This window comes from Limnobacter sp. UBA7229 (assembly GCF_002473065.1).
In the GTDB taxonomy this organism is placed as follows: domain Bacteria; phylum Pseudomonadota; class Gammaproteobacteria; order Burkholderiales; family Burkholderiaceae_B; genus Limnobacter; species Limnobacter profundi.
In genome coordinates this window covers 129855-142635 of sequence record NZ_DKTN01000023.1, presented here as the reverse complement: position 1 = coordinate 142635, position 12781 = coordinate 129855, and the positions used below count along the sequence as shown (strand labels likewise).

At 50.3% G+C, this 12781-nt stretch carries 14 protein-coding genes; 6 read left to right on the top strand and 8 right to left on the bottom strand.

Annotated elements, in window-relative coordinates:
- Positions 1-130: 130 nt before the first annotated feature.
- Positions 131-295: a rubredoxin gene (locus B4C79_RS14815; protein WP_040513190.1), complete on the top strand. Its 165-nt coding sequence runs from the start codon at positions 131-133 to the stop codon at positions 293-295.
- Positions 296-298: 3 nt separating this feature from the next.
- Here B4C79_RS14815 and B4C79_RS14810 read toward each other — a convergent pair whose 3' ends face one another.
- The 3 genes from B4C79_RS14810 to B4C79_RS14800 all read right to left on the bottom strand — a co-directional run bounded on the left by B4C79_RS14810 (position 299) and on the right by B4C79_RS14800 (position 3793).
- Entirely contained in the window at positions 299-1309 is a 1011-nt protein-coding gene (locus B4C79_RS14810; protein WP_291740871.1) for a DUF2804 domain-containing protein, read from the bottom strand.
- An 86-nt stretch (positions 1310-1395) separates the two neighbouring features.
- A complete protein-coding gene (locus tag B4C79_RS14805; RefSeq protein ID WP_291751960.1) occupies positions 1396-2490 on the bottom strand; it encodes a hypothetical protein in 1095 nt (364 codons plus the stop codon).
- A gap of 88 nt (positions 2491-2578) precedes the next feature.
- The gene (locus B4C79_RS14800) at positions 2579-3793 is read right to left on the bottom strand and encodes a DUF445 domain-containing protein (RefSeq protein WP_146106700.1); all 1215 of its coding nucleotides are present in this window, start codon (positions 3791-3793) and stop codon (positions 2579-2581) included.
- A gap of 234 nt (positions 3794-4027) precedes the next feature.
- Here B4C79_RS14800 and B4C79_RS14795 point away from each other — a divergent pair, with 234 nt between their 5' ends.
- On the top strand, positions 4028-5269 hold the full coding sequence (locus B4C79_RS14795; protein WP_008250836.1) for a DUF445 domain-containing protein: 1242 nt from the start codon (positions 4028-4030) through the stop codon (positions 5267-5269).
- A gap of 65 nt (positions 5270-5334) precedes the next feature.
- Here B4C79_RS14795 and B4C79_RS14790 read toward each other — a convergent pair whose 3' ends face one another.
- Entirely contained in the window at positions 5335-6279 is a 945-nt protein-coding gene (locus B4C79_RS14790; protein WP_171099221.1) for an alpha/beta fold hydrolase, read from the bottom strand.
- A 206-nt stretch (positions 6280-6485) separates the two neighbouring features.
- Here B4C79_RS14790 and B4C79_RS14785 point away from each other — a divergent pair, with 206 nt between their 5' ends.
- The gene (locus B4C79_RS14785; protein WP_291751957.1) at positions 6486-7262 is read left to right on the top strand and encodes a ferredoxin--NADP reductase; all 777 of its coding nucleotides are present in this window, start codon (positions 6486-6488) and stop codon (positions 7260-7262) included.
- 80 nt (positions 7263-7342) lie between these two features.
- On the opposite strand, the gene B4C79_RS14780 is transcribed toward B4C79_RS14785, so the two are convergent.
- Both B4C79_RS14780 and B4C79_RS14775 read right to left on the bottom strand, forming a co-directional pair.
- On the bottom strand, positions 7343-7747 hold the full coding sequence (locus B4C79_RS14780) for a carboxymuconolactone decarboxylase family protein (RefSeq protein ID WP_171099223.1): 405 nt from the start codon (positions 7745-7747) through the stop codon (positions 7343-7345).
- Positions 7737-8198: a hypothetical protein gene (locus tag B4C79_RS14775; protein ID WP_171099225.1), complete on the bottom strand. Its 462-nt coding sequence runs from the start codon at positions 8196-8198 to the stop codon at positions 7737-7739. Before B4C79_RS14775 ends, B4C79_RS14780 begins: the two co-directional genes overlap by 11 nt.
- A gap of 81 nt (positions 8199-8279) precedes the next feature.
- Between B4C79_RS14775 and B4C79_RS14770 the strand changes: the two genes are divergently transcribed.
- Positions 8280-8579 (top strand): hypothetical protein, encoded by a 300-nt coding sequence (locus B4C79_RS14770; RefSeq protein WP_008250842.1) that lies wholly within the window; start codon positions 8280-8282, stop codon positions 8577-8579.
- A 25-nt stretch (positions 8580-8604) separates the two neighbouring features.
- Here the strand turns inward: B4C79_RS14770 and B4C79_RS14765 are convergent, their stop codons facing one another.
- A complete protein-coding gene (locus B4C79_RS14765; protein ID WP_171099226.1) occupies positions 8605-10509 on the bottom strand; it encodes a hybrid sensor histidine kinase/response regulator in 1905 nt (634 codons plus the stop codon).
- A gap of 22 nt (positions 10510-10531) precedes the next feature.
- Positions 10532-11236, bottom strand: a complete 705-nt coding sequence (locus B4C79_RS14760) for a dienelactone hydrolase family protein (protein WP_291739588.1) — start codon at positions 11234-11236, stop codon at positions 10532-10534.
- Between the two features lie 179 nt (positions 11237-11415).
- Here B4C79_RS14760 and B4C79_RS14755 point away from each other — a divergent pair, with 179 nt between their 5' ends.
- Positions 11416-11685, top strand: a complete 270-nt coding sequence (locus B4C79_RS14755) for a hypothetical protein (RefSeq protein ID WP_146106701.1) — start codon at positions 11416-11418, stop codon at positions 11683-11685.
- Positions 11686-11702: 17 nt separating this feature from the next.
- Positions 11703-12767, top strand: coding sequence for an MBL fold metallo-hydrolase (locus B4C79_RS14750; protein ID WP_171099232.1), 1065 nt, complete (start codon positions 11703-11705; stop codon positions 12765-12767).
- The last annotated feature ends 14 nt before the right edge of the window (positions 12768-12781 follow it).

Sequence of the window (12781 nt, the reverse complement as noted above, 5' to 3'; positions counted from 1 at the left end):
TTACCCTAAAGCTATTAAATTCCAGGAAACAATCGTTACTATCTATGACTTGAGCGCCACACCAACTTTTTTTACGCACAACTTGATAGCATTGCGGCACAAAAATTCAAATGTTGCTGGAGAGTTTGAAATGAAAACTTATGTATGTATTGTGTGTGGCTTGATTTATGACGAAGCCGCTGGCATGCCTTCGGAGGGCATACCAGCCGGTACACTGTGGGCCGATGTACCAGCAGACTGGCTTTGCCCGGACTGTGGCGTGGCTAAAAGCGACTTCGAAATGGTTGAAGTGTAAGCACTACCATTTGGCGTAATGGTCCTCGCACCACCCCATCAAACCATCCAATAAGTAAGTGGCACCTGTTTCTTTCAGAGTAACGGTGCCCCTGAACTCGCCAAAACACTGGTTAAACCGACTGGCCAACACCCACAGGTTTCTGTGATCGTCAATGCTGCCCTTGGGCGTGAACTGCAAATCGACAGCGCCGCACTGCGAATACACTCGCCAAGGTGCATGAACATTGTCACGCTCATACTCAAAAAGAACCAGGGGCAGATTGTTCAATTGACCATTTACCCAAAGCACATTTTCATGGGCACTGGTTTCATTCACCCCACGTGCCACGTTCAGTGAAAGCAGAGGCTGCCCGGGCGCGCTGCGGCCACTGGCACATGCCCAATTCCAGAAGGTTTCGCGCCGCAAAAAACCGGCTGTCCAATCGTGGTAACAACCGTCTTTCTCTGGATTGATCGGGTAATCAACACCGTTCAAATGCACATGGCCGGTAACCGCCCCGCCACTGCTTTTCTGTGCATAGGCGAAACCTGTGTTGGCGACAGGCGTATTCAGAGCGAGGGTTTCAGATTCGCGACAATCAATGGATACCTGGCCGTGAAATGAATCACCAAATCTGAAGTTCAGCGAACGTGATGTTTCCGTGCGCACCGCCAGCACTTGATGGTTTTTTTTGAATGGATGATTCCAGGTGCTTTGACCAATTGGCTTGTAGTCGCTTTCAAAGCCCACATCCAAAGGCAAATCAAATTGAATTCGATGCAAACCCTGTGCGGTGTGAAGGTAAGCAAATGTTGAATTCAGCAGGCCAAGGCGAACCATGCCGCAGCCGAATGTAAAACCCTGGCCCAGCACACCATAAAAATCAAAGTGCTTGAAAAGGAATCGCCGTTGCCAGGCCATGCGTTTTGCGCCCATGGCATTGCGGGCATCATACTGCTGCCAATTGATTTGGCTGGGCAAGTCAGACATTCGCCCCCAAGTGGGAACACCTTTGGCGTTGATCAAATCCATAAACAAAATCGGGCAAGTTAAACTTGCCCGATTTTGTCACGTTTTGCCTCCCGCTAGAAAGGCGAATTCACTGCAAAGCGTTTTGATTAAACCGGCAAACCACCGCCGATTGCATCGGTAATAATGGCCGGGTCCAGCATGCTGGTGATCGGTGCCAAAGGCGAATCAGCTGCCATACCCAACAAAGGATCAAGCGCTGCATCCAGCGGTGTACCTGTTGTTCCGCCAGTTGAATCACCACCACCACCACCTGCGGCATCAGCCAATGGGCCGAGTACTGCATCCAACGGTGTGCCCGTGGGGCCATCTGTTTCACCACCACCACCACCGCCTGCGGCATCAGCCAACGGGCCGAGTACTGCATCCAAAGGTGTGCCCGTGGGGCCATCTGTTTCACCACCACCACCGCCTGCGGCATCAGCCAACGGGCCAAGTACTGCATCCAAAGGTGTGCCTGTGGGGCCGTCTGTTTCACCGCCACCACCGCCTGCGGCATCACCTAACATGCCCAGTGCATCAGCCAAAGGTTCAGTTACAGCCACAAGAGGAGTTCCTGCCAAAGCGTCCAAAACTGGATCCAGCACGGCATCCAGAGGCGTCCCTGTTGTACCGCCGGTGTCGCCACCGCCGTCGTCAACACCACCATCGCCATCATCGTCGTTGTCGTCCACAGTACCACCACCCGTGGAATTGGTCGGGCCCGAACCCTCATCATCACTGGAAGAGGCAAGCAAACCCAAACCAACCGCACCCGCGCCCACTGCTGCGGCGGTGCCCCCAAGTGAACCACCTGCCAGCAAGCCACCGCCAAACAAACCAAACATGCCACCTTCCGCACCAGCTTGTTCAACACCCTGCAATTCAACCATTTCGGCAAAATCGGGGTCGAGGTTTGCGATGGTCACGCCGTCGTCCGACAAGGCTTCGAAAACCAACGCGGTCTGACCATTTTTCAATGTGGTGTCCGCAATAACGCTTCCGGTTGGAGCAACCAGCAAATTGCCAATCGGCTCGCCGTAACTGTTGGATAAAATTATGGATGCACGCCCGGAATCGCTGGCCGTGATCACATCGCCAGCCATGATGGAATCGCCCGCTGCCAATGATCGGGTTTCGCCGTCACGCATAATGCTGACCGGGCCTTCCAACTCATTGACTGAACCAATTACCTGTGTGGACATGTCGCCTCCAAAATCTATAAGTGTTTGTGTTGTCGAATTTGTAAGTAATACTCTGACAACCCAAATGCGGATTCAAAACCTGTTTTATTTAAATCAGAATCAGTAAAACCCCAGCCAAAACGGCACCCCATACAGCTCCGATCAAGGGCATCATCCATTCATATCGGGAAAATACCGGGCGCAGGGCTTTCTCAAACTCCATGGCGGGCAGGCCAGACAACCGTTCCACAATCACTTCCTCAATTCTCAAGGCATCGTTGAGGTACACACGCGCTGCCATCAAATGTGCTTCCAGTTTGCTTGCGAAAATTTTTGCAGCATCGCGCTTGATGGCCACCCACTGCTCTGCGCCCAAAATGGTCACCAGCAAAGGCTTGATTCCACTGGACTCCAGGTCCATGACTCGCTGCACATGGTAATCAATCAATGATGACAAATTCTTTGCATTGGGCCCACGGCAAAGTGCCAGCACAATATTCTCGGTAGTCAACACTTCACGTGCGGCAGTTTGCGCAAACAATTCGGAAATGTGTTTTTGATCGCGGAAAAAGAAACCCGTGAACTTTCCCAAACGAATCGTGCCGTGATCTGGATGGAAAAACAGGCTTTCCAGCGCCAATTCATTGGCCAACGCCCCGAGCACCATGCCCACCACGATCAGCCAATACCATTGAATGCCAAACAGTGAAATTCCTGCCAGCAATACACCCACCACAAACCCTGCAAACAGGGAAAAACGGATGAGGTAAGCCATGGGGTCTTTGCCTGCGCTCTTGAAAAGGTCAACGACCAAAAATGGTTTGCTGGTCACTACATCCAGCACGAGCGTTTTCAGGCTCAAGTAGTAAGCCGGCTTCTTTTGCAAATCCAGAATGATCTGCTTGGCCACTTCGGGCACGATGCCGCGAATTCTGAAAATAATCGAGTTCTGTAAAAAGCTCGGCAAACTCTCCCACAAGGTGGGCTTGTGCTTCAGCATCACCTCGCGGCATGCAAGGTCTGCGGTTTCTTGCATGGGCGGGGTCAGGCGATCCGACAAACCCTGTGCTGGAATGCGCTTGATCATTTCATCCAGGGGCAGTAGTTTGTGAGTCATCAAGCGCACAGCTATTTCAGCCATAACCGATTTTTGGTGTGGCACCAAACCCTGCCAGCCCAAGCCCTCAAGGCCCAACTGGTGTAAACCGAGCTTTCTGAACAAAGGAATACGCCAACCCTTGAATTCTTTTGGATTGAACATCAGCCAAAGTGCTGCGGCCTGGAAAAACCAGGCCAGAAAAAGTCCCGCTGCTGCCATGGCCAAGAAAACAGCCCAGACAGGAAGCCCCAAATGTAGGAAGGAGAAATCCAAAACGATCATCCTGAAGTAATTATTAAAATAATTGATCTAATTTCCACCCCCTAGCGGGCAGCCATAGATCGTTATACTGGCGAACGAGACAAGACAGATTAGAGAAAGCCGTCCAAAAAATAGATCGACGACTATATATCTTTATACTTTACCAACAAAAAATAAGATTCTAAGGGGACGCCTTTCATGGATTGGGCAACTATTTACGCTGATGTTCAGCAGAACTACCTCTTTTACCTCTCAATCCCTGTAGTTGCCGCCATCCTTGGTTATGTCACCAAGATTGCCGCGGTCAAAATGATGTTCTATCCCATGAAGTTTGTGGGCATTCCTCCGTTCTTCGGCTGGCAAGGTATTGTGCCGCGCAATGCCCTTCGCATGGCTTCCATTGCAGTTGACACCATTACGACCAAGCTTGTGTCGGTCAATGAAGTGGTTTCCAAACTGGATTCAGAACGCCTGGGCAAAGAACTGGAAGGCCCTGCGATGGAGGTGATCGAGACCATCATTCGCGAAGTGATGTCTAAACATCAGCCCAGGCTTTGGGAAAGTTTGCCCAACTTTGCACAGAAGAAGCTGATTGATCGAGTGAAGAAAGATGTGCCGGGTGTAATCGCAAGCGTGATGGAAGACATCAAAGGCAACATCGATGAAATTCTGGATTTGAAGGCCTTGGTGATTCGTATCCTGATGAAGGACAAACACCTGCTGAACCGGATTTTTCAAGAAGTGGGCCGTGAGGAATTCAAGTTCTTTGGCGTGTCAGGCCTTTACTTCGGTTTCATGATCGGTGTGGTGCAAATGGTTCTGTGGGTGCTGCTGAAAGAGCCATGGATTTTGCCTGTATTCGGTTTCCTGGTTGGCTTTATTTCAGACTGGATCGCACTGAATATTTTGTTCGAACCCAAGAAGCCCATTCCATTCGGCTCTTACACCATTCAGGGCCTGTTTCTAAAACGCCAGCAAAAAGTGGCTGCTGATTACGCAAAAATTATCGCTCGGGATATTCTGACGCCCCAAACCATTATCGGTGAAATGGTGGCAGGCCCGCTTTCTGAACGTGTTCAAAAAATGGTGGATGAGCGCGTACGCGAAATGGTGGACAGCAAAGCCAGCATTGTGAAGCCTTTCGTGGTGATGGCTGTGGGCGCAGAATCATTCCAGCGCATGAAGCAAGATACATCTGAAATGTTGATGGCCCGCCTGGCCGATGTGATCATGCATGCCGAAACTTATGTACAGACATCGCTCGATATCGAGAACGTGGTGGGCAAGAAAATGCAAGCCATGACACCGCTGGAGTTCGAGGGGCTGTTACGCCCGGTGTTCAAGCAGGAAGAATGGATTTTGATTATGACTGGCGCCATTCTGGGCGGCTTGGTGGGCGAAGGCCAGCTGATGGTGATGATCAAGCTGGGCATTATTTAAGCACAGCTTCAGCAGAAACAAAAAACCCGGCAACGCCGGGTTTTTTTATTAATCTCACACTTCATTTATATCTGCACCCTGGCTTTGGCGAGGCCCGGGTTCTCTCGACCAGTTTCCGCAAACTCCACAAATTCCGACACGCAATTGGCCACCCACTCTGAATGACTTTGTACAACCCAGTGCTGCGCATCAATGTCTCTGCGCCACACATTGTGGGCATAGGGGTAACAGGACTCAACCAGCGCCGTAGTCACAAATTTGTCTTTGGTAGGCACCAGCAATTGCACAGGCACCTCGGTTTGACGCAAGCGCGGGTTACTGATGCGAGGGAGCATGTTGGCACGGTACAAGTTAATGCCGTTCACGCCATCTTTGCGCTGTGTTGGGTTGGCATCGTGTTCTACGCCCTCCATTTTTTTCACAATGCCCGGCCACGCTTTGTCCAAGCCCATTTTCCAGGCGGCCGGTGCCAAAAAAGGCAATTGAAAGGCATACACGTACCAGGAATGCATCAACTGTCCCATCACGTTGCCCAAGGCTTTGCGATTGTTGGCAGCAAAGCTGTTGCGCATCCACATGCCAATGTGGTCAAGACATGGGCCTGAAATGCTGGTGTAGCTGGCAATGCGCGATTTGAGACGATGGTCAGTCACGCTTTCCCAAGTTTGAATCGAGCCCCAATCGTGTGCCACCAAATGAACCGGCTGAGTGGGACACACAGCCCGCATGACCGCCTGCAAGTCTTCAGAAAGTTTGCCCAGAGAATAGTCCCACATCCAGCCGGGCTCGGTCGACTTGCCGCAGCCACGCACATCGTAAGTGACCACATGAAAGTGATGCTTCAAAATATCGACCACGGGATCCCACACGGTGCTAGAGTCAGGGTAGCCGTGCACCAGAATAATGGTGGGATTGTGGGGTTCGCCGTGGCTGCTTACTGCCAGCTCCACGTCGCCTGAATGTACAACCATCTGGCTCATCTGCCGCTGTTTTTCGTTTGTCTCTGTCATGGGTTTTGTGCCCTTATTGGATGTTGTTGTGGTGTACCTTCGACTCCACTTTATAACCCCCATTGAAGCCGTATTCTTTCCAACGGGTTAGAGTGGCAACTCCAAATAAGCAAATAACTAAAAAATAGAATGACTTACAGCGTTTTTTGATGCAGTGCGTTATTATTGGGCCGTTTGAAAAACTTACGAGAATTAAAGCCGCAACCATGTCAAACCTGATTCAAGAACAAGTCACTGAAGTCCATCACTGGAACGACACGCTCTTTAGCTTCAAAACCACGCGAAGCCCAGGGCTGCGTTTTCACAACGGCCACTTCGTGATGATTGGCCTGGAAGTTGAAGGCAAGCCGCTGTTACGCGCATACAGCATCGCCAGCGCAAATTACGAGGAGCATCTTGAGTTTTTCAGCATCAAGGTGCCCGATGGCAAACTGACATCCCGCTTGCAGCATTTGAAGGTGGGCGACTCCGTACTGGTGGGTAAAAAGCCCACAGGCACACTAATTCTTGATGACTTGAAACCCGGCAAAAACCTGTTCATGTTCGGTACCGGCACGGGACTGGCCCCTTTCATGAGCCTGATCAAAGATCCAGACGTTTATGAGCGCTTTGAAAAAGTGATTTTGGTTCACGGTGTGCGCTACGTCAACGAGTTGGCTTACAGCGAATTCATTACGGAAGAGTTGCCCAACAACGAATTTTTTGGCGACATGGTGCGAGAGAAGCTGATCTACTACCCCACCGTAACCCGTGAAGAGTTCAAGAACGTAGGGCGTATTACAACGCTGATGGAAAATGGCGAATTGTGTAAGGATGTTAGTCTGCCGCCCCTCAATCCTGAAACTGACCGTGCCATGATCTGCGGCAGCCCAAGCATGCTGGCAGACATTCGCGGTATTCTGGATGCCAAGGGGTTTGTGGTGTCACCCGGCGTGGGTGAACCCGGCGATTATGTGTTCGAGCGCGCATTCGTCGAAAAATAATTCAACCACATCCAAAAGAAAAACCGGCGTCAGGATCGATCCGAACGCCGGTTTTTTTTGCCCAAATTAAGTCAATCAACTTATTTGCCAGATGTTTTTTCAGCTTCCAGTTCTTCCAGCAAAGCCTTGGCCTGGCGCATGCTGTCCATGGCAGCCGGAAACCCGCAATACACGCTGGCATGAATAATCAACTCACGTAGCTCATTGGGAGTTAGGCCATTGTTGATTGCTCCGCGCATGTGCAGCTTCAATTCATTGGGACGATTCAGCGCAATCAACATCGACACAGTCGCAATGCTGCGAATTTTGGGCTCGAGCCCTTCACGGGGCCACACAGTGCCCCAGGCATGGGCGGTGACAATGTCTTGAAGCGGTGCCGCAAAATCATCAGGATTTGACACCGCCTTGGCTACATAATCGGCACCCAATACCTTGGTGCGCATTGCTTTGCCGGTGTCGTAATTGGCTGGTTTGTTACTTGCCATACTTCTCCCCCAGTTTTTCAATGAATCGATCGACCAGTCCGTCAAACATGGTTTTAATAAAACCAGGTGTGGCAGCTTTCAACAACATGGGTACCTTGATGTCCCGCAGCTGCCCGTTGATCTCAATTTCAATGTCGACTTGCTTGCCATTGGGCTTGAACTGAAACAAGCCTGAAAGACTTGCATTGCCCACGCCTTCTTTGGCCTTGAAGCTCAAGCGTCCGTTGGCCTTGTCCACTTCATAAGTGGCTGCATAATGAACGGCGTGTGACACGCCCATGGCGCCGATGGGCTTGAGTTTCCACTCAAAAGTATTTGGGCCAAGCTTGTTCAAACTTTCCAGTTTGGGGAAAATTGAAATCAACGGCTCAATTGCTTCGAGGTCGGCCAATACGGCATCGTAATTCAAAGCCACAGTGGCTGTTTTATCCAGTGAAAGTTTGCTGTCCATGTCAAATTCTCCTCAGTTTTCAGGCCGCGCTCCTTGTGCTGGAGTACACTGCCGAAATAATAATTTGGTTAAATAATACTCATGAGTAACATACCAGCAGATCCGCTATTGCGGATAAAAAAGCTATCAGATTCACTCGAAAATAATGAATTTGAAAACACCAGCGCACTAATTTTCGCGTTCCGGCAAGAAAAAGACCTGTTACGCGATTTACCTGCGGTATTCGAAGGTGCCCTTGAAAGCATTCTAGAGCGCCTGGAAAGCACCGCCATGTTTGGCGGGGAAAGTTGCTCATTCAGTCAAAGTGACTTGCTGGCTGCACTCACCATTTGGCTGGAAAAAGCAAAGTCCTATCTCGAAAAGCAACTGGGCATTGTGTAAGCCAAGCCTTTTTTCCAAGCGGTATTCAAGCTGTTTTCTGGGCAATCTCTTCAATCAATTTGTCCAGCTTCTCGAAAGAAACAGGTTTGGTCATGTGCAAATTCATACCGGCCTGTGTCGACATGGCAATGCTTTTGTCATCCGACAAACCCGACAAGGCACAAATAAAGCTGTGTTTTGAGGCTGCGTTCTCGGATCCCCGGATCACTTTCGTGGCTTCATGCCCGTCGAGATCGGGCATGTCAATGTCCATCAACACCAAGTCAAAACACTGTTTCTCGCACAGTTCCACGGCCGGCAAACCACCTGTGGCTTGCACCACCTGATGCCCTCTTTTTCCAAGGTAGCGGTCCAGCAACTTGATGTTCATGGGATGATCATCTACCACCAGAATACTCAGCGCCCTTGAGGGCGACTCAACCGCCTTACTCGACTTGGCCTGGCCTTGGGCAGAGGCCAGCGGCAAATTCAAACTGACGGTAAACACCGAGCCCACACCTGGTTCAGAACTCACATCAATACGCCCACCCATCAGCTCGACAAGCCCCTTGCAAATCGCCAAGCCCAAGCCGGTGCCACCATATTGGCGGTTAATTTCACGGCTGGCCTGGCTAAATCGCTGAAACAGTTTTTGCAAGGCTGGCTGACTGATTCCTATACCGCTGTCAGCCACTTCAATGAAAACCTCTGTTCGCCCTTGCGTGGGTTGCGAGGTCATTAAACGCATTCTCACATAACCGGTGTCGGTGAACTTCAAAGCATTGGAAACCAGGTTTTGAACCACCTGCCTTAGCCGGTTTGCGTCGCCGTGCACAAAGCAAGGGCCCTCAGACTCATTCACCAAAGAAAACTCGATATTTTTCTTAAGGGCCAAATTGCGGTTGAGTGAATACACCTGACGCACCATGGCATCCAGATCAAATGGCGAAGGATCTAGCTTCAATCCATTGGCCTGAATTCGCGAATACTCCAGCACATCACTCAAAATCAAATGCAGGCTGGTTGCAGAGCTGGAAATATTACGAACATCACCCCGCAACTCTGGGTCGTCCAACTGCTCCTCAAGCAACTTCGAAAAACCGATAATGGCATTCAATGGTGTACGCAATTCATGGCTAATGGTCGCCAAAAATTCCGACTTGGCGCGATCGGCGCTCTCGGCCTGCTCTTTGGCCAGCACCAAATCGCTGACATCAAGGCAAACCGCATACATGCTGACTCCCGGCGCCTTTGCTTCGCGCTGCAGTGTCAACTGGAAATATTGTGGCTCTACCCCACTACGCCGAGCGGTTGAAAAAACCAGCGACTCCCGATTTGGAAAAGCCTCTGGACGCGACAACACGGTACGTATCGCAGCGTGATACTTTGAATCTATATGCTTGAGAACAAGAGTCCAATCGGCAATGAATTCAGCCCGGGTCAGCGAGAAAAAACGTTCAATCGAATTGTCGACATTCTCGACCCGCACGCGCCCTTGCTCGGTCACGCTGAACTCGACTACAAAACCGTTCAGGCAGTTCTCGACACTGAGCAGACGGCGTTTTTCTTCTTCAAAACCAGCCAGCAGCATATGCTGTTGCTGATTCAACCTGTGTACCGTGTTAACCAGAGTTTCGAAAAAATCTTTTCCCGCCAGGTAATCGGGCGCGGCGTCCTGACTGCCCAGGTTCAACAAACTTTCCTTGAGCTGAAAACTCATCCATGCGCGGGTCAGTACCCTGCCCGCGACATAGGAAACCACGACAACCACTAACAATAACAAAAGCTGCCCAAACCAGGCCAATTCACCCAACTGCGTCCAAAACACAATTGAGGCAAGAACACCCACGGCAAAGAGTAAACACAGCAAAGGATGATTGCGCCATGAATCGTCAATTGCCTTTGAGACTATCTTGCTCAGGGAAGCGGCGCTGGCAGAAGGTGCTTTCAAGAAAGTAGCCTTTAAAAATGACTCAGGCCGAGATGGTTCGGGACAAAAACTCCAGCGAGCGACCCCTGGCCAATGCTGCGGCCTTCTGCTGATACATTGGGCGCCCCCAACAATTAAAGCCATGGTCCACATTTGGATAGGTGTGAATTTCAACGTTGTGGTTGGATTCAAAGGCTGCTTTGATTTGAGACACAGCTTCCAGAGGTATAAAGCCGTCTTTCTCGGCAAAATGCATCAACATCGGAACTTTGACTTGGGGCGCACGATCAAGCGCGGTGTGAATTCCGCCACCGTAGTAGCAGATACTTGCGTCCACGGCACCTAGCGTAGAACCCACCTGATAAGACAACATACCACCCATGCAAAAACCCAGACTGGCCACTTTTCCACTCACTTCGGGACGAGCCTTCAGTGCCTCGGCAGCGGAACACAAATCTTGAACCGCTTTGGGAAAATCCATTCCCTGCATCAGCGCGAATCCTTTTTTAAAACCGGCATCATCATAAGCAATGTCAACACCCGGTTCCTGACGCCAAAACACATCGGGAGCAAGCACCACAAAACCGTCGCTGGCGTACTGGTCTGCTACCTCGCGAATATGCTGGTTCACACCAAAAATTTCCTGAATCAACACAATACCTGGACCCTTGCCTGTGGGAGGAAGGGACAAATAAGCGCCAAACTTGCCGCCGTCTTTGGCGTTGATCGAGATTCGTTGGGACTGCATAAAGTGCCTCTCTGTGTGGATAAAACAGTGTGTCTGGATTGTAACAGCCAGAGTTTGTTCGAGCGCGCCCCACAAGACTACAAAAAACCACAGAAATTAAAAAATACTGTACACAGTTACAGTGTTTATTGTACAGTTGTTTTCAGGGCGACAAAAAAATAGTCAAAGGAGTAATCAAGATGAGTATCAAGCGATTCACTGTGTTTTTCGTTCTGTGGGTGTTGGGTTGCGCTTTTGTTCTCGAGCCTGCATTTATTGCACCCTTGTTTGAAACCAGCAGCACTCTTGAGTTGGCCTTTGCCGGCAACCCTGGACAACTGGGTGGCCTCGAATTAAACACAAACAGCAGCACTGCGGTAGAATCAATGGACCATTTCAGAGTACTTTGTTTGCTCTACTTCGGCTTGCCTGTTGCTGTTTATTTGGCGACACAGTGGAAGGAACTCTAATTCATCCTTGTTGAACCATGAAGTATGTCGTAGCTGGTGTGTTTAGTGTCATCGCAGGTGTTTTAATTCAGGGTTGTGCAGCATCGAATCCATATTTCGATTCCAGCAAGCCTCACCACAGGCCAGATGGCTTTGTGAATTCCGATGGCACGATTGTTTCAAAACCAATGTCTGACCTGCTTCGTTGGTACCGCGAACGATTCGGAAAAGATTTGCCCCCTCCTCCAGGTAAATTCTTAGCCAGCTACGCTGATTTCCCCCAAAAGGCATTCGACAAAAGCCAGCTTTCAGAGTACTCGGAAACCACAGCCACCTGGCTTGGACATGCCACCGTCATGGTTCGCGCAAATGGTTTCACCATGCTGACCGATCCTCACTTTTCAGTTCGCGCCTTTCCGGTGCAATGGGCGGGTCCATCCCGCAAGGTTCAATCGCCAAGCCGTGTTGAAAACCTGCCGAAGATTGATGTGGTGGTGATAAGCCACAGCCATTACGACCACCTGGATCACAACACCGTGGTCAAACTGGCCAAGCAGCAGCCTGATGCCCTCTTTCTTGTACCGCTAGGTCTTGAGTCGCTTTTGAAAAGCTGGGGTGTTGAAAAAGTCAGGGAAATGGACTGGTGGGAAACTCACACCATTGGAGAAAACCAGATTACCTTCGTACCCGCGTATCACTGGTCTGCGCGCACGCTGACAGACCGGAACAAATCACTGTGGGGTGGTTGGACGATGAAAAACCCCAAGCTGAACTTCTATTTCTCTGGCGACACAGGCTACAGCAAAGACTTCGAAGAAATTGGAAAACGCTTGGGTCCATTTGACTTCAGCGCAATTGCGGTGGGCGCTTACGAACCTCGCTGGTTTATGAAAGCCCAGCACATTAACCCGGATGAGGCCGTGCAAATTCACAAAGATGTGCGGTCTACCAAGTCCATGGGCATTCACTGGGGTACTTTTGAGCTGACCGATGAACCGCTTGATCAACCTATTGGAGATTTGAAACTTGCACTGGAAAAGCACAATGTGGCGCCCAGCAACTTTGAGCTGCTGGGGCATGGGGACACTATAAATTTACGCTGACAGTGGCAGATAAT

Bases quoted from the DNA above. Each gene is read 5' to 3' on its own strand.
- B4C79_RS14785 (WP_291751957.1), top strand. From the start codon at position 6,486: ATGTCAAACCTGATTCAAGAACAAGTCACTGAAGTCCATCACTGGAAC.
- B4C79_RS14815 (WP_040513190.1), top strand. From the start codon at position 131: ATGAAAACTTATGTATGTATTGTGTGTGGCTTGATTTATGACGAAGCC.
- B4C79_RS14810 (WP_291740871.1), bottom strand. From the start codon at position 1,309: ATGGATTTGATCAACGCCAAAGGTGTTCCCACTTGGGGGCGAATGTCT.
- B4C79_RS14775 (WP_171099225.1), bottom strand. From the start codon at position 8,198: ATGGACAGCAAACTTTCACTGGATAAAACAGCCACTGTGGCTTTGAAT.
- B4C79_RS14805 (WP_291751960.1), bottom strand. From the start codon at position 2,490: ATGTCCACACAGGTAATTGGTTCAGTCAATGAGTTGGAAGGCCCGGTC.
- B4C79_RS14760 (WP_291739588.1), bottom strand. From the start codon at position 11,236: ATGCAGTCCCAACGAATCTCGATCAACGCCAAAGACGGCGGCAAGTTT.
- B4C79_RS14790 (WP_171099221.1), bottom strand. From the start codon at position 6,279: ATGACAGAGACAAACGAAAAACAGCGGCAGATGAGCCAGATGGTTGTA.
- B4C79_RS14750 (WP_171099232.1), top strand. From the start codon at position 11,703: ATGAAGTATGTCGTAGCTGGTGTGTTTAGTGTCATCGCAGGTGTTTTA.
- B4C79_RS14780 (WP_171099223.1), bottom strand. From the start codon at position 7,747: ATGGCAAGTAACAAACCAGCCAATTACGACACCGGCAAAGCAATGCGC.
- B4C79_RS14770 (WP_008250842.1), top strand. From the start codon at position 8,280: ATGAGTAACATACCAGCAGATCCGCTATTGCGGATAAAAAAGCTATCA.
- B4C79_RS14795 (WP_008250836.1), top strand. From the start codon at position 4,028: ATGGATTGGGCAACTATTTACGCTGATGTTCAGCAGAACTACCTCTTT.
- B4C79_RS14755 (WP_146106701.1), top strand. From the start codon at position 11,416: ATGAGTATCAAGCGATTCACTGTGTTTTTCGTTCTGTGGGTGTTGGGT.